The organism is Amycolatopsis pittospori, from assembly GCF_013870525.1.
Lineage (GTDB): Bacteria > Actinomycetota > Actinomycetes > Mycobacteriales > Pseudonocardiaceae > Amycolatopsis > Amycolatopsis pittospori.
The window spans coordinates 65,555-85,776 of record NZ_JACBXD010000012.1 but is presented as its reverse complement, the minus strand read 5'-3'; the positions used below and the strand labels follow the sequence as shown (position 1 = coordinate 85,776).

At 68.2% G+C, this 20,222-nt stretch carries 22 protein-coding genes; 10 read left to right on the top strand and 12 right to left on the bottom strand.

Features of this window, described 5'->3' with window-relative positions:
- Positions 1-42: 42 nt before the first annotated feature.
- On the bottom strand, positions 43-1,431 hold the full coding sequence (locus tag H5J31_RS09475) for a KamA family radical SAM protein (protein WP_181772106.1): 1,389 nt from the start codon (positions 1,429-1,431) through the stop codon (positions 43-45).
- A 203-nt stretch (positions 1,432-1,634) separates the two neighbouring features.
- Here H5J31_RS09475 and H5J31_RS09470 point away from each other — a divergent pair, with 203 nt between their 5' ends.
- From H5J31_RS09470 to H5J31_RS09460, 3 genes are read left to right on the top strand one after another with little or no spacing between them, the layout of a single operon-like run.
- Entirely contained in the window at positions 1,635-3,245 is a 1,611-nt protein-coding gene (locus H5J31_RS09470) for an amidohydrolase (RefSeq protein ID WP_181772105.1), read from the top strand.
- 9 nt (positions 3,246-3,254) lie between these two features.
- Positions 3,255-4,847 (top strand): apolipoprotein N-acyltransferase, encoded by a 1,593-nt coding sequence (gene lnt / locus H5J31_RS09465; protein WP_181772104.1) that lies wholly within the window; start codon positions 3,255-3,257, stop codon positions 4,845-4,847.
- Positions 4,848-4,873: 26 nt separating this feature from the next.
- Positions 4,874-5,641, top strand: a complete 768-nt coding sequence (locus H5J31_RS09460; protein WP_181772103.1) for a polyprenol monophosphomannose synthase — start codon at positions 4,874-4,876, stop codon at positions 5,639-5,641.
- Here the strand turns inward: H5J31_RS09460 and H5J31_RS09455 are convergent.
- Positions 5,595-6,392 (bottom strand): DeoR/GlpR family DNA-binding transcription regulator, encoded by a 798-nt coding sequence (locus tag H5J31_RS09455; protein WP_181772150.1) that lies wholly within the window; start codon positions 6,390-6,392, stop codon positions 5,595-5,597. The genes H5J31_RS09460 and H5J31_RS09455 overlap by 47 nt on opposite strands.
- Positions 6,393-6,443: 51 nt before the next feature.
- Between H5J31_RS09455 and H5J31_RS09450 the strand changes: the two genes are divergently transcribed.
- Complete coding sequence (locus tag H5J31_RS09450; protein WP_236004877.1) at positions 6,444-6,818, top strand: DUF4406 domain-containing protein; 375 nt, start codon at positions 6,444-6,446, stop codon at positions 6,816-6,818.
- On the opposite strand, the gene H5J31_RS09445 is transcribed toward H5J31_RS09450, so the two are convergent.
- Complete coding sequence (locus H5J31_RS09445) at positions 6,815-7,696, bottom strand: LysR family transcriptional regulator (protein ID WP_181772102.1); 882 nt, start codon at positions 7,694-7,696, stop codon at positions 6,815-6,817. The two genes, H5J31_RS09450 and H5J31_RS09445, sit on opposite strands and share 4 nt — an antisense overlap.
- Before the next feature lie 73 nt (positions 7,697-7,769).
- Here H5J31_RS09445 and dapA point away from each other — a divergent pair, with 73 nt between their 5' ends.
- Positions 7,770-8,666 carry a 4-hydroxy-tetrahydrodipicolinate synthase gene (dapA, locus tag H5J31_RS09440; protein ID WP_181772101.1) on the top strand — a complete coding sequence of 299 codons (897 nt, stop codon included), beginning with the start codon at positions 7,770-7,772 and terminating at the stop codon, positions 8,664-8,666.
- 84 nt (positions 8,667-8,750) lie between these two features.
- Here the strand turns inward: dapA and H5J31_RS09435 are convergent, their stop codons facing one another.
- From H5J31_RS09435 to H5J31_RS09425, 3 genes are all read right to left on the bottom strand, one after another.
- The gene (locus H5J31_RS09435; protein WP_005151365.1) at positions 8,751-9,098 is read right to left on the bottom strand and encodes an RNA polymerase-binding protein RbpA; all 348 of its coding nucleotides are present in this window, start codon (positions 9,096-9,098) and stop codon (positions 8,751-8,753) included.
- Between the two features lie 225 nt (positions 9,099-9,323).
- Positions 9,324-10,082 (bottom strand): thymidine kinase, encoded by a 759-nt coding sequence (locus tag H5J31_RS09430; RefSeq protein ID WP_181772100.1) that lies wholly within the window; start codon positions 10,080-10,082, stop codon positions 9,324-9,326.
- Between the two features lie 30 nt (positions 10,083-10,112).
- The gene (locus H5J31_RS09425; RefSeq protein ID WP_181772099.1) at positions 10,113-11,513 is read right to left on the bottom strand and encodes an MFS transporter; all 1,401 of its coding nucleotides are present in this window, start codon (positions 11,511-11,513) and stop codon (positions 10,113-10,115) included.
- Positions 11,514-11,783: 270 nt separating this feature from the next.
- Here H5J31_RS09425 and H5J31_RS09420 point away from each other — a divergent pair, with 270 nt between their 5' ends.
- A complete protein-coding gene (locus tag H5J31_RS09420) occupies positions 11,784-12,458 on the top strand; it encodes a transglycosylase family protein (RefSeq protein WP_181772148.1) in 675 nt (224 codons plus the stop codon).
- Between the two features lie 61 nt (positions 12,459-12,519).
- Here H5J31_RS09420 and H5J31_RS09415 read toward each other — a convergent pair whose 3' ends face one another.
- On the bottom strand, positions 12,520-13,299 hold the full coding sequence (locus H5J31_RS09415) for a glycerophosphodiester phosphodiesterase (protein ID WP_181772098.1): 780 nt from the start codon (positions 13,297-13,299) through the stop codon (positions 12,520-12,522).
- 66 nt (positions 13,300-13,365) lie between these two features.
- On the opposite strand from H5J31_RS09415, the gene H5J31_RS09410 reads away from it, so the two are divergent.
- Positions 13,366-13,749 carry a hypothetical protein gene (locus H5J31_RS09410; protein WP_181772097.1) on the top strand — a complete coding sequence of 128 codons (384 nt, stop codon included), beginning with the start codon at positions 13,366-13,368 and terminating at the stop codon, positions 13,747-13,749.
- Position 13,750: 1 nt separating this feature from the next.
- Here H5J31_RS09410 and H5J31_RS09405 read toward each other — a convergent pair whose 3' ends face one another.
- Complete coding sequence (locus tag H5J31_RS09405; protein ID WP_181772096.1) at positions 13,751-14,731, bottom strand: tyrosine-type recombinase/integrase; 981 nt, start codon at positions 14,729-14,731, stop codon at positions 13,751-13,753.
- Positions 14,732-15,412: 681 nt separating this feature from the next.
- Between H5J31_RS09405 and H5J31_RS09400 the strand changes: the two genes are divergently transcribed.
- Together H5J31_RS09400 and H5J31_RS09395 are read left to right on the top strand one after the other, a co-directional pair.
- Complete coding sequence (locus H5J31_RS09400; protein WP_207897762.1) at positions 15,413-15,901, top strand: HIT family protein; 489 nt, start codon at positions 15,413-15,415, stop codon at positions 15,899-15,901.
- A gap of 93 nt (positions 15,902-15,994) precedes the next feature.
- The gene (locus H5J31_RS09395; protein ID WP_181772094.1) at positions 15,995-16,834 is read left to right on the top strand and encodes a class I SAM-dependent methyltransferase; all 840 of its coding nucleotides are present in this window, start codon (positions 15,995-15,997) and stop codon (positions 16,832-16,834) included.
- Position 16,835: 1 nt separating this feature from the next.
- On the opposite strand, the gene H5J31_RS09390 is transcribed toward H5J31_RS09395, so the two are convergent.
- The 4 genes from H5J31_RS09390 to H5J31_RS09375 are packed head-to-tail and all read right to left on the bottom strand — an operon-like array spanning position 16,836 to position 19,536.
- Positions 16,836-17,477: a class I SAM-dependent DNA methyltransferase gene (locus tag H5J31_RS09390; protein WP_181772093.1), complete on the bottom strand. Its 642-nt coding sequence runs from the start codon at positions 17,475-17,477 to the stop codon at positions 16,836-16,838.
- A 10-nt stretch (positions 17,478-17,487) separates the two neighbouring features.
- The gene (locus tag H5J31_RS09385) at positions 17,488-18,246 is read right to left on the bottom strand and encodes a putative protein N(5)-glutamine methyltransferase (protein WP_181772092.1); all 759 of its coding nucleotides are present in this window, start codon (positions 18,244-18,246) and stop codon (positions 17,488-17,490) included.
- A complete protein-coding gene (locus H5J31_RS09380; RefSeq protein WP_181772091.1) occupies positions 18,243-19,010 on the bottom strand; it encodes an NAD(P)-binding domain-containing protein in 768 nt (255 codons plus the stop codon). The genes H5J31_RS09385 and H5J31_RS09380 overlap by 4 nt, the downstream gene beginning before the upstream one ends.
- A gap of 10 nt (positions 19,011-19,020) precedes the next feature.
- A complete protein-coding gene (locus H5J31_RS09375) occupies positions 19,021-19,536 on the bottom strand; it encodes a DinB family protein (RefSeq protein WP_181772090.1) in 516 nt (171 codons plus the stop codon).
- Positions 19,537-19,660: 124 nt separating this feature from the next.
- Here H5J31_RS09375 and H5J31_RS09370 point away from each other — a divergent pair, with 124 nt between their 5' ends.
- On the top strand, positions 19,661-20,203 hold the full coding sequence (locus H5J31_RS09370; protein ID WP_236004876.1) for an RNA polymerase sigma factor: 543 nt from the start codon (positions 19,661-19,663) through the stop codon (positions 20,201-20,203).
- Positions 20,204-20,222: the final 19 nt, after the last annotated feature.

The following is a 20,222-nucleotide window of genomic DNA, read 5'->3' as shown; positions in this document are numbered from 1 at the left end:
AGTGGGGATTTGAGTCAGAGGATCATGGTAGCCATGTAGCAGCTATCGGGGCTGGTTGGCCCACCACTTCTGACCGGCTTCGGGAAGCGTGGAGATCGGGTCGTAGTACGGGTACTTGCGCTGCAAGGCTTCCGGGTCCTCGTGCTCGATCCCGGTGCGGTAGTTCTTGGTCCAGTAAGAAATGCCGAGCTCGCGGTCGTATTCAGCGAGCTGGTGGACCCAGCGCTTTCCGACGTAAGGCACGTCGCAGACGATGCGCGGAGTCGCGTAACCGGGCAGGTAGCCCATGATCGCGTGCTGCAGTTCCTGTGCCTCGTGCACGGAAACCCGCCAGTGCTCGGCGTTCGGGATCATGTCGCACATGTAGAAGTAGTACGGCAGGATGTTCGCCTCGCCCTGGAGTGCGAAGCACAGGTCCAACAGCTCCGCCGGGGTCGCGTTGACGCCCTTCATCAGCACGCCCTGGTTGCGGACGTCGCGGACGCCGACGTCGAGCGCGGTCCGGGCAGCCTCCGCGACCAGCGGGGTGACCGACTGGGCGTGGTTGACGTGGGTGTGGATCGCCAGGTTGATGCCGCGGCGCTGGGCGGTGCCGGCGACGCGCTCGAGGCCTTCGACGACCTTCGGCTGGATCCAGTGCTGCGGGAGGGCGGCGAGCGCCTTGGTCGCGAGGCGGATGTCACGGACGGTGTCGATGTCCATCAGCCGCATGAGGAACGACTCCAGCTGCGGCCACGGCACGTTGGCGACGTCGCCGCCGGAGACCACGACGTCGCGGACGCCCGGGGTCTTCTTCAGGTACTCGATCATCGCGTCCTGCCGGTCGACCGGCTTGAGCGAGAGCTTGTGCTTCTCGACCTGCTCGGTCGAGTTCCCGACCAGGTCCATCCGGGTGCAGTGCCCGCAGTACTGGGGGCAGGTCGAGATCATCTCGGCCAGGACCTTGGTGGGGTAACGGTGCGTCAGTCCCTCCACGACCCACATCTCGGCCTCGTGCAGCGAGTCCCGTTCGGAGTGCGGGTGGCTCGGCCATTCGGTGTCACGGTCGCTGCGTACCGGGAGCATGTAGCGGCGGATCGGGTCGCGATACCAGGCCTCGGTCACCTTCGCCGGGTCGGTGCCGGCGTTGGGCGCCATCGTGTTGATCATCTGCGGCGGCAGCAGCATCGACATCGTGGCCATCTCGCGCTGGTCGGCGAGCATGTCCTCGTAGAAGCGCTCCTCGAGCTGGTCGCCCATCAGGGCGCGCAGCTGTTTGGCGTTGCGGATGCAGTGCACGCGCTGCCACTGCGCGTCACGCCACTCGGCCTCGGTCACGTCGTGCCAGCCGGGGAAGCGGCGCCAGTCGGGTTCGATCAGCTCGACTCGGGTGTAGTCGTAGGGCTGTTCGTAGGCGGCTACCGGCGAGGTCGGCTCCTGGATCGCAGTCACTTGTACTCCTCGTCGTCGGAAACGCGTGAAAATATCCTGTCACATCGTTCGAGCGACGTAAATATTCCTGTTCTGCGCGGAGTGTCGGACGGAGACTGCCGCGTCCCTCGAGCGGGCGCGCAGGGCCTCGAAGATCGCGACCCCAGTACTTTTCAGCGACCCTCGCGACGTCGTGATCATCCGCACGCTGCAAACTCGGAAGCGTGACGAACGCGCGAACCACGCTCCTGCTCGGCGGGCGCATCTACAGCCCGTCGGCTCCCGACGCCACCGCCATGGCGATCACGGACGGCACCGTCGTCTGGGTAGGACAGGACAGCCCCGCCAAGGCACTGCATCCCGACGCCGAAGTGGTCGACCTCGACGGCGCCTTCGTCGCCCCCGCCTTCGTCGACGCCCACGTCCACGCCACCGCCACCGGCCTGCACCTCACCGGCCTGAACCTGACCGCGGTCCGCAGCGCCGGAGAGCTGCTCGCCGCCGTCCGTGACGCCGTCCGGCCCGGCCAGGTCCTGGTCGCGCACGGCTGGGACGAGTCCCGCTGGACCGACGGCCGGCTGCCCAGCCGCGCCGAACTCGACGATGCCGCCGGGACGACGCCGGTGTACCTCAGCCGCGTCGACGTCCACTCCGCCCTCGTCACCAGTGCGCTCGTCGCGCTGGCGCCCGGGGTGCACGACGCGCCGGGCTGGTCGGCCGACGGCCCGCTGACTCGCGACGCACACCACCGCGTCCGCGCCGCGATGCGCGAGGCGATCACCCCGGAGCAGCGACGCGAGGCCCAGCGCGCGTTCCTGGCCGAGGCCGCCGCCTGCGGGGTCGTCAGCGTCCACGAATGCGCCGGCCCGGACATCTCCGGCGCCGACGACCTCACCGACCTGCTCGCGCTCGCCGCCGGCCCGGGGCTGCCCGAGGTCGTCGGGTACTGGGGCGAACACGGCGGTGTCGACACCGCCCGCGCGCTGGGAGCCAGGGGAGTGGCGGGCGACCTGTTCGTCGACGGCGCCCTCGGCTCCCGCACGGCCGCGCTGCACGAGCCGTACTCCGACGCGCACGGCACCTCCGGCACGCTCTACCTCGACGCTCCCGCGATCGGCGAGCACATCGCCGCCTGCACGGAAGCCGGTCTGCAGGCCGGCTTCCACGTCATCGGCGACGCCGCCGTCGCCGAGGTCGTCGAAGGATTCCGCCTCGCTGAGAAGACCGTCGGACAGCGAGCACTCGCGGCCCGGCACCACCGCCTCGAACACGTCGAGATGATCGACACCGAGCAGGCGAAGGCACTCGCGGGCTGGGGAGTCGTCGCCTCGGTCCAGCCGCGGTTCGACGCGGAATGGGGCGGCGCGCACGGCATGTACGCCGACCGCCTCGGCACCGACCGGGCCGCGAAGCTCAACCCCTTCGCCGCCATGGCCGCCGAAGGACTTCTGCTCGCCTTCGGCTCCGACGCCCCGGTCACCCCGGTCGACCCGTGGGCCACCGTCCGCGCCGGCACCTACCACCGCACCCCGGGTTCGGGGCTGTCCGCCCGTGCGTCCTTCACCGCCCACACCCGCGCCGGGCACCGCGCCGCCGGAGTCAACGACGGCGTCACCGGCAGCCTGGTCCCGGGCGCTCCCGCGCACTACGCGGTGTGGGACGCGACGGACCTCGTCGTGGCGACGCCGGACTCCCGGGTGCAGCGCTGGTCGACCGACCCGCGTGCGGGTGTGCCGCCGCTGCCGAACCTGGAAGAGGGCGCTCCGCCGCCCCGCTGCCTGCGCACGGTCCGCGACGGGCAGGTCATCCACGACGTGGTCACCCGGACGGCCTAGGGTTCAGGGGTGTCCTCGACCGTGACCAGCCCGGATCCCGAAGCAGCGCCGCGAAAGCGGTTCTCCCGCGCCTGGTTCCTGCGCTTCCTCGTCGCCGCGGCGTCGGGTTTCACCCTGTACCTGAGTTTCGCGCCACGTCCGCTGTGGTGGCTCGCGCCGCTGGCGTTCACCGGGTTCGCCCTGGTGGTGCACGGACGCCGGTTCCGCGGCGCTTTCGGCTACGCGTTCGTGTTCGGGGTGGCGTTCTTCCTGCCGCTGCTGACCTGGCTGCTCGACTTCCTCGGCCCGGACTTCGGCCCGTGGCCGTGGCTCGGGCTGGCGATGGCGCTGTCGGTGTACCTCGGATTCGGCGGGGCGTTCGCCACCGTGGTGTGGAGGCTCCCGCTCGGGCCGCTGTGGGCCGCGCTGGTGATCATCGCGCTGGAGACGCCTCGCGCCTGGTTCCCGTTCGGCGGATTCCCCTGGGGCCGCGTGGCGTTCAGCCAGCCCGAGGGCGCCTTCGTGTCGTTGGCGTCGATCGGCGGCGCTCCGCTCGTCGGCCTCGCCGTCGTGCTGACCGGCTTCGGCCTCGCGGCTCTCTGCTTGCGTGTCAAGGAGTCCTCGCCGCGGCGTTCGCTCGTGACAGCGGCCGCGTACGCGCTGGTGCCGGTCGTGGCGGGTCTCGCGGTGTGGCCGACGATCGGCACCGAGGCGCAGGACGGCGAACTCACCATCGCCACGGTCCAGGGCAACGCCCCCGACATCGGACTGGCTCTGGAGGGCCGTCGAGACGAACTCCGCAACAACCACCTCGCGGAGAGCGCCCGGCTGCTCGAGAAGCTCAAGGCGGACAACACCAAGATCGATCTGCTGATCTGGCCCGAGACCGCGATGGCCATGCGCAGCGGTGACGCCGGCGTGGATCAGATGGTCCGCGACTACGGTACCCAGGCGATCATCGGCGCGCTGGTCCGGCTGCCGGACGGGACGGCGCAGAACTCCGCGCTCGTCTGGGATCCGGTCACCGGGCCGGGTCAGCGCTACGCCAAACAGCAACTCGTCCCGTTCGGCGAGTACGTCCCGGCCCGCGAGGTCGCGAAACTCGTCACCCCGTTCGTCGACAGTGTGGCGAACATGACTCCGGGCGACGGCGCCAACGCCGCCCTGTCGGTCGCGGGCACCAAGGTCGGGGTCTTCATCTGCTACGAGACCGCGTTCGATTATCCGGCCCGGGAATCGGTCGCCGACGGCGCCGAACTGCTCGTCGTACCGACCAACAACGCCTGGTACGGCCCGGGGGAGATGAGCTACCAGCAGCTGGCGATGTCGCGGCTGCGCGCGGTGGAACACGGTCGCTCTGTGATCGTCTCCGCCACCAGCGGGGTGAGCGCGATCGTCGCACCCGACGGTTCGATCACGGCCTCCACCAGCCTTTTCACCGCAGATTCCCTGGTCGGCCGCGTACCGCTGAGGCAGCAGACTACGCTGTCGGATCTACTCGGTGTTACGACGGAGTACGGACTGCTGGCCCTGGCGGTCGCCGGGGTTACCGGCGGGTTCGTACTCCGTTTTCGCACCCGGCGCGCCAGCGCCGCCAAGGCAACGAGGGAAGCGGCGGGCTGACCCGCCGGAACACGGAGGAAAGACGGATGGCGCAGGCGCCACGGGGGGCCCAGGGAATCGATCCGGTGCTGGTGGTGGTCCCGACGTACAACGAGCGGGAGAACATCGGCCCGATCCTGGAACGCCTGCTGAAGGCACTCCCGGACGTGAACGCCCTCGTCGTCGACGACGGCAGCCCGGACGGGACCGGCGACGTCGCCGACGAGCTCGCGAAGGCCGACGAGCGGATCCAGGTCATGCACCGGACCGAGAAGGCCGGCCTGGGCGCCGCGTACGTCGCCGGGTTCCGCTGGGGTCTCTCCCGTGATTACGCCACCATCGTCGAAATGGACGCCGACGGCTCGCACGCGCCGGAGGATCTGCCCCGGGTGCTCGCGGCCCTGGAGGACGCGGACCTGTCCATCGGCTCCCGCTACGTTCCCGGCGGCAGCACGGTGAACTGGCCGTTCCAGCGCAAGGCGCTGTCGTGGGTGGCGAACTTCTACGCGAGGATCGCGCTCGGCACCAAGATCAACGACATCACCGCGGGTTTCCGCGCGTACCGCCGCTCGGTGCTGGAGAAGCTCCCGCTCGACGAGATCGCCTCGCGGGGCTACTGCTTCCAGATCGATCTGGCGTTCCGGACGAAGCTCGCCGGGTTCGACGTCGTCGAGGTGCCGATCACCTTCACCGAGCGTGAGATCGGCCAGTCGAAGATGAGCGGTTCGGTCGTGCGCGAGGCCATCGTGCTCGTCGGTATGTGGGGGATCAAGCGTCGCTGGCAGCAGCTGCGCGGGCTGGCCAAGAAGGGCTGACACCCAGCACGCTCACGCCCAGCTTCCCCAGTTCCTTGACGGTCGGGTCGTCCGGAGCCGCGTCGGTGATCACGCCGGCGACGTCGGACAGGGGAAGTACGGTGAACGGCGAGGCGGCACCGATCTTCTCCGAGCTGGCCAGCACATAGGTGTCGGCCGAGCGTTGGGCGAGTGTGCGTTTCATCGCGGCCTCGTCAGAGTCGCCGGTGGTGAGTCCGGTCTCCGGGTGCACGCCGGTGACGCCGAGGAAGAACAGATCGGCGTTGATCAGCATCGCCGCCTCCGCCGCGGCCGCGCCACAGGTGACGGCGGAGTGCTTGAACAGGCGTCCGCCGATCAGGAATACCTCGACCTTGGGATGTGTGACGAGCGCCGCCGCCACGGTGGGGCTGTGCGTGGCGATGGTCGCTTCGAGGTCGACCGGTAGCGCCTTCGCCAGCGCGAGCGCCGTCGTCCCGCCGTCGAGGATCACGGTCGACCCGAGCCGGATCAACGCTGCTGCACGTTTCGCGATCTTTTCCTTGCCCGCGACACTGACCGCCATCCGCGTCGCGTAGTCCGCGGTGGCGGGGGAGACCGGCAGCGCTCCGCCGTAGACCCGTTGACACAGTCCGGCTTCGGCTAGTTCTCGCAGGTCACGGCGAATGCTGTCCTCCGATACGTCGAGTTCGACGGCGACGTCCTTCGCGACGATCCGGCCCTCGGTTTTCAGGCGTTCGAGAAGCAGGTCTCGTCTTTGCGCGGCCAACATCTGCACGATCCTCCTTGTTCTTGCCGATTGTTGCACATTAAGCTCCGGCTCATGACCAAACCTCTGATGATCCTCATCGCCGGCCCGTTCCGTTCCGGCACTGGAGACGACCCCGAACTCCTCGCCCGCAACCTCGCCCGGCTCGAAGAAGCCGCCTGGCCCATCTTCCGCGCCGGGCACGTGCCGATGATCGGCGAATGGGTCGCGCTCCCGGTCCTGCGCGGCGCGGGCGGGAAGACCGTGGCCGACCCGGTCGCGAAGGAGGTCATGTACCCCACGGCCGACAGGCTGCTGCACCACTGCGACGCCGTCCTGCGCCTGCCCGGGGACTCCACCGGCGCCGACCAGGACGTCGCCATCGCCCGATCGCGCGGGTTGGCGGTGTACGACCGCGTCGAGGACATCCCTGGGTATCAAGCCGCTTAGAGTTCCGCGAGCACCGCCTGGATCGCTGGGCTCGCCTCGGCACTGCGCCGCCAGGCCGCCTGCACCTCACGCTTCGGCGGGCGGCGCAACGGCCGGACGACCAGCCCCTCACCCAGGGGTGGCCGAGCCAGCCGTGGGATCAGGGCGACGACCTCGCCCGAGGCGACCAGCGACAGCTGCGTGGAGAAGTCGTCCACCAGATGCCGGACGTCGGGCTCCTCGGGCAGGTCGGCGAACAGGCGCAGGAACCATTGGTGGCACACCGTGCCGGGCGGACTGGTCACCCACGCGTGGCCGGCCAGGTCACCGCCGTCCAGCGGCTCGGTTCCCGCCAGTGGATGAGTCCGGGCCATCACGACGTCCCCGAGGTCGGTGTGCACCAGACGCCGCGACAGTGTCGAGGGCAACGGTGAGGGCAGGCCGTCGGCGTCGTGGACGAGCGCGAGGTCGGCGGTCCCCGCCTCGACGCTGTGCAAGGCCTGGTCCGGGTCCTGCTCCGTGATGTGGAGACGAAGATCCGGGTGACGCGCCGGCAGGCGCGGGTACAGGGGAGCGAGAAGCCCGCGGATGGCCGTCGAGAAAGCGGCCACGCGGAGCACGCCGCGCGGCGCGCCCTCAGCGACCGACTGCGCGGCCTCGGCGCAACGCTCCAGCGCCTGGAACACGGCGGGTGCGGAGTCGACGATGGCCTGTCCGGCCGGAGTGAGCACGACTCCGCGTCCCGCCGGCGCGAGAACCGGCACCCCGATCTGCCGTTCCAGCCGCTTGATCTGCTGCGACACGGCCGACGCCGTGAACCCCAGTTCGTCGGCCGCCCGCGCGAGCGTCCCGAGAGCGGCCACCGACCGCAGCGCGCGCAGGGCTCCGACCTCGATCATGAAGCCAGACTACGCAATACCGGCAAAAAAGCATCGCTGGACCGCACCTGTCAGCGCGGCCACGATCGATTCCATGACCGAACCCCTCTTCGGCGCCAACCTCGTCGCCATGGTGACCCCGATGGAACCCGGCGGCGCACTCAGTGAACCCGGCCTCGACAAGCTCGTCGACCACCTGCTGACCACCGGATGCGACGGCCTCGTCGTCGGCGGCACCACCGGCGAAGCACCCACCCTGACCGACCCTGAAGCCGCCTGGCTCGTCCGCGCCGTGGCCGACCGGGCAGGGGACAGGGCCCGGGTGATCGCCGGCGTCGGCACCTACGACACCGCCGCCTGCATCCGCCGCGCCCACAACGCCGAAGCCGCCGGAGCGGACGCGCTGCTGCTCGTATGCCCGTACTACTCCAGGCCGACCCAAGCCGGCGTCATCGCGCACAGCCTCGCGGTCGCCGACGCCACCGAACTGCCGGTGATGCTCTACGACGTCCCCGCGCGCACCGGCACGGCCCTGGAGGCGGCCACCCTGATCGAACTCGCCGCCCATCCCCGGATCCGGGCCGTCAAAGACGCCAAGGGAGACCTGTTCGAGGCGATGTCGGTCATGGCCCACTCGTCACTGGCCTACTACTGCGGCATCGACGAACTCAACCTGCCGTACCTCGCCTGCGGCGCCACCGGCGTGGTCAGCGTCGTCGGCAACGCCTTCGCCGACCGCAACGCCCGGCTCATCCAGGCCATACGCGGGGGAGACCTCGACACCGCGCGAGCGCTCCAGGACGAACTGCATCCCCTGACCGAAGCCGTCATGCGCACCTCGCAGGGCGCCATCATGGCCAAGGCCGCACTGGCCGAACTCGGCGTCATCCCGTACGCCACGGTCCGGCTCCCGCTCCTCGAATCGCCGCCCGAACACCTGCGACGCCTGACCGAAGCCCTAGCGCCCCTCGTCGCGGGCCTGCCCGCCTGACCCCGGACACGACGAAGCCCCCGCGGAGGGAGGCCGCGGGGGCTTCGTCGTGTTCGTGGTGGGGCTAGCTACTTATGCCGTGCGTCAGGCGGACCGGGTGGTCCGGCGTCCTTTCAGCTCGGCGAGACGTTCGTTGAGCAGATCTTCGAGCTCCGGAATCGAACGACGCTCCAGGAGCATGTCCCAGTGCGTCCTCGGGGGCTTGACCTTCTTCTGCTCCGGCTGTCCGCCGTCCACGATCTCGGACTCGCTGCCGTGCAGCCTGCACTCCCACACCGAGGGGATCTCGGCGTCGTCGGAGAAGGGCACCTCGAACTCGTGGTTCTTGGGGCAGGCGTAGCGCACTGTGCGCCGAGGGGCGAGGTCGTGGTTGCGGTCGGTCTCGTAGCTGACCGCTCCCAGCCGGCTTCCACGGAGAACACGGTCGGCCATGATGGGGTCCTTTCAGTCAGCTCCGGGTGGAGCCAGGGTGATGCTCACCCTATGCAACGACGGGGAGGGCCAGAGGATTCCCTGGACACCATGTCCTTGCTCACGATGAGCTGTGTCACCCGGTGGCAACAGCTTCCACTAGTAGGAGGGATCTCGCGCTCCGGCGTGACGTCAATACGGCCATCTTGGTGCGGATATCCCCCAGATGGGCTAGTAGTACGCCCGTCACGTCAATCGTAACTGACCGTGTTGGGCAGAAGTCGGCCCCAGGTCGCCCAGGCGGAAGTGTCGACGGCACAATACCTGATAACGGACCGTGTTCAGGTCACCCTCAGAACGTGATGTCGATGAAGATTCAACGACCACCTGCTCGGTATCGGCGACCACAACGGTGTCACCGGCTCGCAACACCTCACCGTCACGAACCCTCGCGTTGAACCGTCCCGTCTGCCCACACCAGCACAACACTTCGACCTGGACCGGCTGCAACTCGTCGGCCAACTCGAACAGCCGCGCCGCACCCGGGAACAACACACTCCGGAAATCCGTCGCGATACCGAAGCAGTACACGTCGATCTGAACGTCATCGGCCAGTTCAGCCAGCTGATCCACCTGATCAGGCGACAAGAACTGCGCCTCGTCGACGATCAGATAGTCCACATGCCTCCCCGCCGCCCACTGCTCCCGCACCAGCAACCGCAGATCGGTGTCGTTCCCGACCTCGGTCGCCTTACGCGTCAGCCCGATCCGGCTGGTGATCTGCGGCTCACCGGACCGGTCATGCCGCACCAGCACCATCCCACGTCGACCCTGCCGCGCGTGGTTGTGGTCGATCTGCAACGCCAGCGTCGACTTCCCGCAGTCCATCGGCCCGTAACAGAACTTCAGCTTCCCGACGACCGGCACGCCCCGCCGTGAACCCGCCACCGGCACCGACGACAACGCGTCCGTGGGATCCGGGCCACTCTCCTTCAGTACGGTCACGACGCCCGACCCTATCGGCACCCTCCCGGGTCACAGCACCGCCGGTGGTCGGTTGCCCGCCGCCTCGATCGCCCGGCGCACCGGCACCAGCCACACGAACACGAAACCGAGCACGAAGAAGATCACCAGCGCGACGATCGCGTACCGGAACGACCCGGTGATCTGCCCGACCGCGGCGAACAACAGGGGACCGAGCCACGACGTCCCCCGCTCACCCACCACGTACAACGAGAAGTACTGCGCGTCCTTCCCCTCCGGGATCATCTGCCCGAACAACGACCGCGACAACGCGTTCGTTCCACCGAGCACCAACCCGATCCCGACGGCCACCGCGTAGAACTGCAGCGGCTGACCGGCCTCGATGAAGAACGCGAACACCAGCACCGCCACCCAGGCCACCAGACTGCCCAGGATCGTCTTCTTCGCCCCGATCCGCGCCGCGATCGCCCCATGGATCATCGCACCCGCGTAGGCCAGGAACTGGATCACCAGGATCGTCACGATCAGCACCTGAGTGCTGTACTTCAGCTCGTCCTTCCCGTACTGCGCCGACACCGCCACCACCGTCGTGATCCCGTCGGTGAAGACCAGGTAGCTCCCGAGGAACGCCAACGTCAGCGGATAGGCCTTCGCCTCCGCGATCGTCCGCTTCAGCTCCTTGAACCCGGCCGTCAGCACCGACAGGCCCCGCTCGCCCGACTTCGGCACATGGGTCTGGGGGAGCGCCCGCACCGCAGGGAAGGTGAACACCGCCCACCAGATCCCCGACGTCAGGAAGCAGATCTGGATCGCCAGTCCCTCGCTCACCCCGAACGCCTCATGGCCCATGAAGAACCCCAGCTGCAACGCCAGCGCCAGCCCGCCACCGAGATACCCGAACGCCCACCCCTTCGACGACACCGCGTCCCGCTCGTCAGGCTCGGTGATGTCCACCAGGAACGAGTAGTAGACGACCAGCGCGCCGCCGTAACCGATGTTCGCCAGGATGAACGTCCAGACCCCGACCTCCCAGTTCGTCCCCGAAATGAAGAACATCAACGCCGACGCCGCCGCGCCCAGGAAAGCGAACCCGCCCAGGATCCGCCGCTTGTGCCGGCTCCGGTCCGCGATCGCGCCGGCGATCGGCAGCACCAGCACCTGCGTCACCGTCGCGATCGACAGCAGGTACCCCCACAGCGAGCCCGCCGGGAAATGCAGGCCGAACAACGAGACGTCGCAGTTCTGAAGGGTGCTCGAAGCTCCACTCGAATCGGTGCACGGCCTGTCCCCATTAAGGGTGATATTTCCCTTGGCATCCGCGGACGCGATTTCGCTCAAATACAGCGCTCCGAACACCGTGATGACCGACGAATAGAACGGCGAATTGGCCCAGTCGTAGAGGTACCAAGCCCGCCACACCCGCTTGCGTTCACGGGTCACGGCCACCGTCATGCACTGCTCCTGAGGTCGTAAATGTCGAGGTCAGCGGGAGAATACTGGTGATCACGCCGACCTGTCCGGCACGAGTCCGGACCGTGTTCTTTTCGACGCGTGACGAACCCTTCCCGGCCACCCGCCCGACCATCGTCGGCGTGTCGCTGCCACGAGCGACGTGTGTTTCATGTGAGGCTGGTGTGCGAGCTGTGACTCTTGTGAAGCAAGTGTCCGGTATTTACTGTTCCGCTCATGAGGACCCATCGCCTTCGCACAGCACACCGCGTAGTGGCGAGAACGCTCCTGCTCGCCCTCGCCGTGACGGGCCTGCAGATCGCCACCACCGGATCCGCCGCCGCGGATCCCCACGGCTCCCACTGGGCCAAGCTCCGCATGTGTGAATCGAGCGGGCGCTACAACATCAACACCGGCAACGGCTACTACGGCGCCTACCAGTTCGACCTGCCCACCTGGCGCAGCGTCGGCGGCCAGGGGAGGCCCGACCAGGCCAGCCCCCGCGAACAGGACTACCGGGCCCTCTACCTGTACCGCATGCGCGGCTGGCAACCCTGGGAATGCGCCGGCAAACTCGGCTTCCGCAACGACGGCGACGCCCGCAGCAAACGCGTCCCGTCCTACGCCGACTCCGCCTACATCGGCGGGGGAGGACAACCCGCGCCTCCGCCTCCGCCCAAGCCGAAGCCCACCCCGCCCGCACCGCCCGGCGGACCCAAACCGGCCTGGCCCGGCGTCGTCTACGCCTACGGCGACTGCGCCGCCCCGCTCAAGCTGTTCCAACTGCGGATGAACGCCTTCGGCTACGGCTTCACCGGCACCGGCTGCTACTACGAGAAGACCCGCGAAGCCGTCCTCGCCCTTCAACGAGCGAACGGCATCAACGACTCGGGCCGGCTCGGCCCCAAGACCTGGGACGCCGCCTGGAGCGGCAAACCACCCCGGTAACCACCCCGCGTTTAGTCCTCTGAATGCGATCCAATCGCATTCAGAGGACTAAACGCGAGAATCAGGCAGGCCAGGACCCCCGCTCCCGAAGGACGTCGCGCAGCAGATCCGGCCGATCCGTCACGATCCCATGCACCCCCAGATCCAGCAGCAACCGCATCTCCGCCGGATCATCCACCGTCCACGTGTGCACCTCGAACCCCACCCGCGCCGCCTGCCGCAGGAACGCCCGGTCCACCACCTTCAACCGTCCCTGCCGTACCGGCACCTGCGCCATCGCACCCCTCGACAAAGCCCGCAACGACACCAGCGGCAGGAACCCGTTCGCCCACATCACCGCCACCGAACGCGGCCCCATCGCCGTCACCAGCTTCGGCCCCGCCAGCTTCCGGATCCGCGCCAGCCGCGCGTCGGAAAACGACGCCGCCGCGACCCGGTCATGCGCGCCGGTCCGCTCGACCGCCCGCACGAAAGGCTCCACCGCCTGGTTCGACTTCACATCGATGTTGAACCGCGCCTCCGGCAGCTCCTCCAGGACGTCCTCAAGTCGCGACAACGGCGCACGGCCACCGACCTTGACGTTCCGCAGCTGCGCCCAAGTCTGACGAGAGATCAACCCCGCGCCGTCGGTCGTCCGATCCAGCGACTCGTCGTGGTGCACGACCACCACGCCGTCCGACGTCGCGTGCACATCCGTCTCGAGATACCGGTAGCCCTCCGTCACCGCCTGCTGGAACGCCGGCAGCGAATTCTCCAGCCCTTCCAGGTCACCGAGGTGCCAGCCACGATGGGCGAAGGCACGCGGGAGCGGATCGGCGAGATACGGGAACAGTGTCGGCACCCCACTAGTGTGCACTTCGGTTGTGGCCCCGGCATGATCACTCCATGGCCAGCTAGGGTCTCTTCCGTGAGGGAAGTCGCCGAGCACCCGAAGACGTCCGCCGAAGAGCTGTCCGAGCTCCGCCGCGCGGGGGCGCCCAAGCACTGCGGATGGTGCGGCCGGAGGCTCGAACAGGGCGGCAACGTCGGCAGGCGCCGCCGTTACTGTGGGCAATCCTGCCGCCAACGCGCCTACGAACGCCGCACCGCCCTCCAGCGCAGCGGCCTCCCCGAAGACGCCGTCGTCCTCTCCGACACCGAGATCGCCACCCTCCAGGACCGGCTCTTCCAACTCCGCTGCGCCGCCGAAGACGTCGTCACCGCAGCGGACGACGGCGCCTCGGCCACCGAACTTCGCGGCCTCGCCGGCGAAATCGCCCAGGCCGCGAAGGACCTCGAACAGCTGCGCTGACCTACACGATCCCGTCGAGCGCCCGGTACGTCCGGTTGCTCGCGGCCGCCGCCCGCTGCTCCCGGCCGGTCGCCTCGATGTAGTTCTGGCTGGTCGCCAGGCTCGCGTGCCCCAGCAACGCCATGATCTCCGACGCCGTCGCACCGTCCTCGGCCAGCCGTGTCGCGAACGTGTGCCGCAACGCGTGGAGGTTCGCCCCGACCGGCACCCGGTCGTGCAACCCGGCCCACCGGTAGCAGGACTTCACCAGGTACTCCAATGCCCCGCGGCCGATCGGCTCACCGGCGCGATCACGGAGGAGGGGAGTGGACGGCCCGAACCGCTGCTGCGCGAAACGCCGCCGGCAGGACGCCAGATACTCCTCGATGATCTTCTCCATGATCGGCTGCACCGGGATCGACCGATCGCGACTGCCCTTGCCGTGGACGTGCAGCCGCATCTCGCCCTGACGGCCGACGAGCGACCGTGTCGTCAGCGCCCGCATCTCCGCCGCACGCAATCCGGCGACCAGCCCCAGCGCGATCACCAGGACGTCCCGCTCCGGCCACGGATCCCGCGTCCGACGCGATCCGTCCGCCGCGGCGGCGAGCAACTGCTCCGGGGTTTCCTCGCCCCGCAAGGGTTTCGGCGTCAGCGGCGGAGCCTTCGGCCGCGCGACGGCGCCCATCGGATTGCCCGCCAGAAGCCCATCGGACACGCAGAAGGTGAGGAACTGGTTCCAAGTCGACCACGCGCGCAGGACCGAACTCTTGGCGTGCGTGTCAGCGAAGGCGCCGAAGGCGTTCCGGAGCGCTTGGGCCGTGAGCATCTCGACGGTCAAATCGTCAGGGGAGCGGTCCAGCTCGCGGAGCAGGAGAGCGGTGATGCCGGCGAGATCGCGACGGTAGGCGTCGGTGGTGTGAGGAGAATCCTTACGGGGACGACGTGCGGCGAAAAAGGCTTGCTGTGCCTCGGAAACCCTCATAGGGATCTTGTACCGCATGGCACCGACAGTCTTACACTGGGTTATATTCCGTTTCATGCATAATAGTGATTATGCATGAAACGGAGTGATGGGTCCGGAAACCTCTCGCGGGGGATCTCGGTCCGCTCGACGCCTTCCGAAGTGTCATGCAAGGGTCTTTCCTGACGCATTGTGTCCTGAATGGCCCTTGCATGACACTTCGGGACGACCGTGATCGACGAGGGTCTGGCGACTGGCGGATCTGGCGGCCGATCGTCAAAGTTGGCCGCGACAGATGCTTCTGTTCGTCTTTGGCGACCAGGACGTCTGAGTTGATTCGTCACAGTGACGTATTGAGGGTGGGTGATCGGTCATCCGATCCACGCCCTTGGGGGCGTCCATGGCGCCCAGGTCTCAGGCGTGCCCTCAAGGTGTCGAGGAAGCTGAAGGGAGTGGCTCCCGCGTCCGACGCGACGAAGGGAGCCAATCCCTGCGCGACATGCGATGAAAGGCCCCTTCAGGTCACCTTGGAGACCCCTCTCAGACCTGTTCGTCCAGGTCGGCCAAAGTGCCGATAATGTACATTATGTCAAGTAGAGCGTTTGTCGCTTCCTCCCTCCGTCTGCCGCGCGTGTCCTGGCTCAGTCCAACTGGCGGACCTCAAGTAGTGGCGGGTCCGCCATCCAGGCTGAGATGACGCAGATCTGGTAGATGAGACTGGTGCCCACACGTGTGCCTTGGCAGTCCGACGCTTATCTCGACCTAGCCCGCCGTGCTTGCTTCATCTGCGAATTGCTCGCCGGCAATCCCGACTATCCTCACCACATCGCCTACCGCGACGACCATGCCGTCGTCTTCGCCAGCCGCTTCCCGTCGGTGCTCGGGCACTTTCTCGTCGCTCCGGTCGAGCACCGCGAACACGCCCTCGCCGACTTCACTACGGAGGAATACCTCGCCCTCCAGGCGCTCGTGCACCGCGCGGGCCGCGCCCTCACCGACCTGCTCCCCACCGAACGCCTCTACGTGCTGTCCCTCGGCAGCCAGCAAGCCAACCGGCACGTCCACTGGCATCTCGCTCCCCTGCCACCCGGCGTGCCCTACGACCAGCAGCAGACCGCCGTGTTCGCCCCCGAACGAGGTCACCTCGACATCCCCGACGACGAACTCGCCGAACTCGCCCGACGCCTCGGCGAACATATGGCCACCTGACATGGCACCGGTCGTGTCCTGACGCGAAGACGGTTCCGGCCAAAGCTTGCGCTAGCTTCTTCCTTGGAGATCGAGATCTGGGGGTAGCAGAAGATGTCCGAGGGCACCGCTGTGCGCGTCGATCCGGCCAACGAGCAGATGCTGAACGCGTGGAACGGCGACGAAGGCACGTTGTGGACAAGGCGCGCTCAGCGCATCAATGACGGCGTCGCCGCGTACCGAGAGACCTTTCTCGGGGCGGCCGCCATCGAGTCTTCCGACAGGGTTCTCGATGTCGGCTGCGGCGCGGGTCAGACAACGCGGGACGCCGCACGCTTGGCGTTTGACGGCTCGGCTCTCGGTGTGGACCTCTCTGCCGAGATGCTCGGGCTCGCCCGTCGGGTCGCCGAAGCGGAAGGCGTTCTCAACGCGACGTTCGAACAGGCGGACGCTCAAATCCATCCGTTTCCCGAAGCGGGCTTCGACGTGGTGATCAGCAGGCACGGCGCGATGTTCTTCGGTACTCCCCTGGCCGCGTTCGCCAACCTCGCGCGGGCGACGCGGCCGGGTGGCCGTCTCGTGCTGCTGACGTGGCAGCCGTTGCGGCTCAACGAATGGATCAGCACGTTCCGGACCATCTTCGCCGCCGGTCGTGAGGTGCCGGCGTCGAATCTCGCGCTGAGCGACCCGCTCGAAACCGAAGGGCTGCTGACCTCCGCTGGGTACACCGAGGTCCGGTCGACCGAGGTGAACAGGCCGATGTACTTCGGTCAGGACGTCGATGACGCGGCGGAGTTCATCGTCGAGCAGCACGGCGGCCGGTTGAACGATCTGGACGAGGCCACGCGCGCGAAGGCCATCGAGGCTTTGCGCGCAGATCTCGCCGAGCACCAGACCGGCCGAGGCGTCTTCTACGACTCGGCGGCCTGGCTCATCGAGGCTCGGCGTCCTTGAGCTACTGCTTGCGGGCGATCAGGTAGGCCTGCTGGGTCGTCTCGAATTCTTCCGACGGTTCACGGACGAGTTTCGAGAGCATGGTGAACCCCGCCTCCCCCAGCTGTTCGGCGATCTTCTCCGGGAGCAGGCGGTAGGCGTCGCAGGTGATGTCGTGGCCGTAGGCGTGCTCGATGTGGCGTACTTCGTCGCCGACCTGGAAGGCGAGCAACAGGTGGCCGCCCGGGGTGAGGATCCGGTGGAAGTCGGCGAAGATCTCCGGCAGCCGCTCCCGTGGGGTGTGGATGATGGAGTACCAGGCGACGATGCCGGCCCGCGTGTTGTCCTCAAGGGACAGACCGGGCATCTCCCCGATCTCGAAGTCCAGGTGTGGATACCACTTCCGGGCGACGGCGATCATCTCCGGCGAGAGGTCGACGCCGTGGACGTCCAGTCCGAGGGTGTGCAGGTGTTCGGTCACGCGGCCGGGGCCACAGCCGATTTCGGCGACTCGTCCGCCGCCGGCGGTTCGGACGAGTTCCGTGTAGGCGGCGAGTACGGCTCGGTCCCAGATGGATCCGGCGAGGTGTCCGCGGAGGAGTTCGGCGTAGTCGGCCGCGACCGTGTCGTAGGCGGCGCGGGTCGTTTGGAGGTAGTCGGTCACGGCGGGGACGCTATCCCCCGGCACCGACAACAATCGTCGCGTACAGCTCGTCGTCGGTGATCACTTCGGGGGTCAATCCGTTGTGCGCCATGGCTTCCGCGGTGTGTGAAGCCTGACTTTCCCCTGTTTCGATCAGGAGGTGCCCGCCCGGTGCGAGCCATTGTGGAGCTTCGGCGGCGACGCGGCGGTGGACGTCGACTCCGTCCTGTCCGCCGTCGAGGGCGACGCGGGGTTCGTGGTCGCGGGCTTCGGGCGGCATCATCGCGATGGCGTCGGTGGGGACGTAGGGGGCGTTGACGATGAGGACGTCGACGTGGCCTTTGAGCGATAGGGGAAGGGGTGTGTAGAGGTCGCCTTCGAAGACCTCTCCCCTGGCTTGGGCGACGTTGGCGCGGGCGCAGCGGACGGCTGCGGGTTCGATGTCGGCCGCGTAGAGCCGGATGTCGCCCACTTGGGCCGCGACTGCGGCGCCGAGGGCTCCGGTGCCGCAGCAGAGGTCGAGGACGACGGCTCCCGGTCCGGCCAGGGTGACGGCGTGGCGGACGAGGAGTTCGGAGCGTTGGCGTGGCACGAAGACGCCGGGTTCGACGACGATGCGGAGTCCGCAGAACTCCGCCCAGCCGAGGATGACTTCGAGGGGTTCGCCGTCGATGCGCCGTTGGATCAGGGTGTCGAGTTCGGCGGGTGTGTGTGCTTCCGCGCTGAGGAGCCGGGCTTCGTCTTCGGCGAAGACGCATCCGGCGGCGCGCAGTCTTTCGACGATGGTCACTGGTCGCGCAGCCTGGTCAGGATCCCGTCGAGGGCGTGGCGGACGGTGTCGGGGACGCCGCCGGTGCGCAGGTCGGTGAGGAGTTGTTCGTTGATGCCGCCGGGGGTCATGTGCTTGCCGGTGAGGGTTTCGAGTGAGCCGTCGTGCTGGAGCAGGGCTTGGCCGAGTTGGCCGAAGATGTGGGCGGTGTAGGCGGTCGCGGTGGTGTCTTCGACGCCTTGGTCGGTCATCCAGGCGGCGATGGTGCTGACGTAGTCGAGGTGGGCGGCGAAGGTGGACGTCGCGGCGCTGAAGACCTCGAGGTCTTTTTCTTCGTTGGGGACGACGGTGCCGCCGACGCTGTCGAACAGGGTTCGGGCGGCGGTGTTGTCCGGGTACATCGCGGTGAGGCTCTGGCGGCGGGCGGCCGGGGGCAGCGGAATGGTCCGGACGACTTCGGCGGCGGGTGCGGCCCATTCGCGTAGCTGTGTCAGGCGGACGCCGGCGAGGGCGCTGATCAGGACGTGGTCGGGCCGGAAGGTGAGGTCGGTGAGGACTTCTTGGGCGATCGGCGGGCGGACGGCGAGGACGATCGTCGTGGCGTTGTCGAGGACGTCCTGGTTGCCGGCGCAGACCTGGACGTTCGGGAAGCGCTCGGTGAGTTCCTGTCCGACGCTGCGGCTGCGGGGTGAGAGGAAGATCGAGGGCGCGTCGTCGACGTCTTTGCTGAGGCCTTCGACGATGGCGGCGGCGATCTCGCCCGTCCCGACGAATCCGTAGTTCATGGTCGCTCCTCTAGGCACCGGTGTGGCCGTCGACGCGTTCGCGGATGAGGTCGGCGTGTCCGTTGTGGCGGGCGTATTCGCCGATCATGTGGACGTAGATCATGCGCAGCGAGAACGGGTCGCCGCCGAGGTCGAAGGTGTCGTCGAGTGATCCGCCGGCGGCGGCTTCGTCGGCGAGGCGGATCTCTTCGAGGAGGGTGTTGTAGGCCTCTTCGGCCTTGGTGGCGTCGATGACCTCGAAGTCGTGGTCCTTGCCGAGGGCGGGATCGTAGAGGGGGCCGATGTCCTGGGCGCGGTAGCGGAGGCGGAACCAGATGCGTTCGACCTTGGCGAGGTGCCGGATGAGGCCGAGCAGGGTCAGGTTGGACGGCGGGATCGACGCCTGGGCGAGCTGTTCCCCGGTGAGGCCGGCGCATTTGAGGAGGAAGGTGCTGCGGTGCCAGGCCAGGAGGCTGGGCAGGAGGGTGCTTTCGTGCGCGGCGGTGTCGCCGGACGGGCGGGTCACCTCGGGGGCGGTCCAGGTCATACCGGCGATCATGCCATCGGGTGAGGAGGCCCCGTTCCGTCGGCTGGTTCGTGGGCTGAATCCTTTTGCGGGGGTGGTGGCTCTAGTAGGGGCCGGGAGATTCCCGGTGTCGGAGGAGGTCGTGTTGGCGGAGGTCGGTTGGCCCCGGGAGTCGTTGATCGTGGCCGCGCAGGGCGGGGACGCGGACGCGATCGCGGCGCTGGTGTCGGGTTCGCATCCGCATGTGCAGCGGTTCGCACGCTCTCTGTGTGCTTCGCCGGAGGACGCGGAGGATTCCGCGCAGGAGGCGCTGATCATCCTGTACCGGAAGATCGGCACGTTGCGGGCTTCCGGTGCGCTGGCGTCGTGGATGTTCCGGATCGTGCGCAACGAGTGTCTGCGCCGGGCGCGGCGGGCGTTGCGGCGTGACGATCCGGTGGGTCTCGGCGAGGTGGTCTCGGCGGAGGACGACGTCTTGCAACGGCTGGAGGCGCGGCGGGTGGCGGAGGCCGTCGCCGCGTTGCCGGTCGATCAGCGTCGTGTCCTGATCATGCGGGACATCCAGGGGTATCCGGGCCGGGCGGTCGCGGACGTGCTCGGGCTGAGTACGCCGGCGATGAAGTCCCGGTTGCATCGGGCGCGGGCGACGGTCCGTGAGCTGCTGCTGGCCGACGCGAACCTTCCCTGACGACACGTGTATCCCAGGA